Source organism: Nocardia sp. bgisy134 (assembly GCF_057708325.1).
This window is the reverse complement of sequence record NZ_JBYIRW010000053.1, coordinates 1-1,919: the sequence shown is the minus strand read 5'-3', so window position 1 is coordinate 1,919 and position 1,919 is coordinate 1. Positions and strand designations below refer to the sequence as shown.

Sequence of the window (1,919 nt, the reverse complement as noted above, 5' to 3'; positions counted from 1 at the left end):
CCCTGTCCCGGTGCGCCGCCACGGTCGAACCCCGGCAGGTCAGGCATTCGCGCAGAAGCTGGCGGGTCTCTCTGACACCGCTCGCAAGAGCGCTCTGCTCGACCTGGTCCGATCGGTCGCTGCCGAGGTCCTCGGGCACGCTTCTCTCGATGCTGTCGAACCCCAGCAAGCGTTCCAGCAGCTGGGGTTCGACTCTTTGAGGGCAATCGAGTTCCGTAACAGGCTCAACACTGCGACCGGCCTGCAACTACCGGCCACCCTCGTCTTCGATCAGCCCAACCCGCAGATCGTTGCTGACTTCATCGATTCCCAGCTGACAGGCACAAATCAGGACATCGAGGTCACTGCCAGCAGAACTGTTGGCGACGACCCGATTGCGGTGGTGGCGATGAGCTGCCGCTACCCCGGTGGTGTCGCCTCGCCGGAGGACCTGTGGCGACTGGTCGTCTCGGGCATCGATACCACCGGTGAGTTGCCGGTGGATCGTGGCTGGGATATCGAAGGCATCTACGATCCGGAGCCCGGCAAGGCGGGGCGGACCTACACCCGCCAGGGTGGATTCCTCTATTCGGCCGCCGATTTCGATGCGGACTTCTTCGGGATCAGCCCTAACGAAGCCACGATGATGGATCCCCAGCAGCGGTTGCTGTTGGAGGTGTCGTGGGAGGCGTTGGAGCGGGCCGGTGTGGATCCGGCTGTGCTGCGTGGCAGTTCGACCGGTGTCTTCACCGGTGTGATGTACCACGACTACGCCCAGGGAACCGGCACCGGTAGCAGCACTGCCGGAAGTCTGGTCTCCGGTCGCATCGCCTACACGCTCGGGCTGGAAGGCCCGGCGGTGTCGGTGGATACGGCGTGCTCGTCGTCATTGGTGGCTCTGCATTTGGCCGCGCAGTCGTTGCGGTCGGGCGAGTGTGATCTGGCGTTGGCCGGTGGTGTCGCCGTGATGGCCACCCCGGATATGTTCCTCGAATTCAGCCGTCAGCGGGGGCTGGCCCCGGATGGGCGGTGCAAGTCCTTCGCTGACGCCGCCGACGGTGTGGGCTGGTCCGAGGGCGCTGGAATGTTGGTGTTGGAGCGGTTGTCCGACGCCCGCCGCAATGGTCATGAAGTTCTCGCGGTGGTTGCGGGTTCGGCGGTGAACCAGGATGGCGCTTCGAATGGTTTCACCGCGCCCAATGGTCCTTCGCAGCGGCGAGTGATCCGTCAAGCGCTGGCGAATGCGGGGGTGTCGCCGGTCGAGGTGGATGTGGTGGAGGCCCACGGTACGGGTACCACGTTGGGTGATCCGATCGAGGCGCAGGCGCTGCTGGCGACGTATGGGCAGGATCGTGATGCGGATCGTCCGTTGTGGTTGGGGTCGTTGAAGTCCAACATCGGTCATTCCCAAGCCGCGGCGGGTGTGGGTGGTGTGATCAAGATGGTGATGGCGATGCGGCACGGGCTGCTGCCGCAGACCCTGCACGTCGATCAGCCCTCCACAAAGGTCGATTGGTCCGAAGGCCACATCCGATTGCTGACCGAGGCGGTGGCGTGGCCGGAGGTGGATCGGCCGCGTCGTGCCGGTGTGTCCTCGTTCGGCCTCAGCGGCACCAACGCTCACCTCATCGTCGAACAGGCCCCGACAGCTGACCCGGCTGCCGTGCCGGTGGCCAAGACCGTCCCGGCCGGTGGCGTGCTGCCGTGGGTGGTCTCGGCGCGCAGTGGCGAGGCGCTTGCCGAGCAGACCAGGCGCCTGGTATCGCATATCGACGACGACCACGACTCGATCGACATCGGCTTCTCGCTCGTGACTTCGAGAGTGTTGTTCGACCACCGGGCCGTGGTGCTGTCACCCGAAGGCGATGGCCTGCGGGCCGGTACACAAGCGTTGGGTCGCGGCGAAACGATTCCCGGTGTGGTGTCCGGTCGTGTGGTGC

1 protein-coding gene is annotated in these 1,919 nt (G+C 65.3%); it reads left to right on the top strand.

From position 1 onward, the window contains the following. Positions 1–1,919 (top strand): type I polyketide synthase (locus AC3ERS_RS36515; protein ID WP_431972723.1); only part of this gene is annotated, 1,919 nt, incomplete at both ends.